Origin of the sequence: Variovorax boronicumulans NBRC 103145 (assembly GCF_001591345.1) — a bacterium.
Lineage (GTDB): Bacteria > Pseudomonadota > Gammaproteobacteria > Burkholderiales > Burkholderiaceae_C > Variovorax > Variovorax boronicumulans.
The window spans coordinates 1-1,031 of sequence record NZ_BCUS01000267.1 but is presented as its reverse complement, the minus strand read 5'-3'; the positions used below and the strand labels follow the sequence as shown (position 1 = coordinate 1,031).

The following is a 1,031-nucleotide window of genomic DNA, read 5'->3' as shown; positions in this document are numbered from 1 at the left end:
CGACCACGATGGGCGCTGCGACGGGTGCCGGTGCGGGCGCGGCGGGGCGTTCGAAGCGCGGTTGCTCCTGCACCTGCGGTGCAGGTTCGCGCACTTCGACCGCGGTGGCGACCACGGCCACTGCGGTGGCTTCCGCCACCAGCGGCAGTTGCTGTTGCGGCTGGCGCTCGGCCTGGCCTTCGGCAGCCACGGTGCCTTCGGCGACCGGTGCGGCGTCTGCGCCGTTGGCTTCGTTGCCACCATTGCCGGCGTCGTCACGCGGACCGCGTTCGCGGCGGTCACGGCCGTAACGGTCGCGCGAACGGCCGCGGCGCTCTTCACCTTCGCGGCGCGGGGCTTGCTGCTCGTTGCCTTCGTTGCTGCCTTGCTCGGCATCGCCAGCGGCAGCCGATTCGGCCACGCGTGCGTCGCCTTCGTTGGCGGCAGGCGCGTCGTTGCGGCGCTCGCGGCGGCCGTCGTTGCGCTCGCCGCGCGGGCCGCGCGACTCGTCGCCACGGCCGTTGCGGGGCTGGCGCTCGCCGTCGCCGGCGGTGGCTTCATCGCGCGGCTGTTGCTGCTGCGCGTCGCCATTGCGCTCACCGCGCTCGTTGCGTTCGCCACCGCGTTCACCGCGTTCACCGCGCTCGCCACGTTCACGGCGCTCGCCGCGGGCGCGGGGTGCGCGTTCCGCTGCGGCATTGCCGTTCTCGTCGCCGCCGGGGGCCGGCTGCTGTTGCTGCGCGTCGAGGTTCAGGTTGCCGTCGAGCAGGGCTTCGGCCGGCGCGTTGCGGCCTTCGCCACCTTCGCGGCGCTCGCCGCGACCGCCACGGCGTTGTTCGCCATCGCGCGGTGCGCGTGCTTCACGGGGCTCGCGTTGCTCGCGTGCCGGGTTGGTGCTGTCGTTGCGTTGCTCGGTGTTGCGAGCTTCGCCGCGGCGTTCGCCACCGCCGCCTTCACGGCGCTCGCCACCGCGTCCGCCACGGCGGTCGCCGTCGCGTCCACCCGAACGGCCGCCGCCTTCGCCACGGCCTTCGCCGCCGCGTCCGCCGCGG

Annotated in this window: 1 protein-coding gene and 1 pseudogene; one reads left to right on the top strand and one right to left on the bottom strand. The window is 75.0% G+C overall.

Features of this window, described 5'->3' with window-relative positions; translation table 11 throughout:
* Positions 1 to 400: pseudogene (locus tag VBO01S_RS33405) on the bottom strand (hypothetical protein); the annotation flags it as partial.
* Here VBO01S_RS33405 and VBO01S_RS33400 point away from each other — a divergent pair.
* The coding region (locus tag VBO01S_RS33400; RefSeq protein ID WP_255221265.1) for a hypothetical protein at positions 365 to 1,031 on the top strand (667 nt) is incomplete at its 3' end. The pseudogene VBO01S_RS33405 and the gene VBO01S_RS33400 overlap by 36 nt on opposite strands.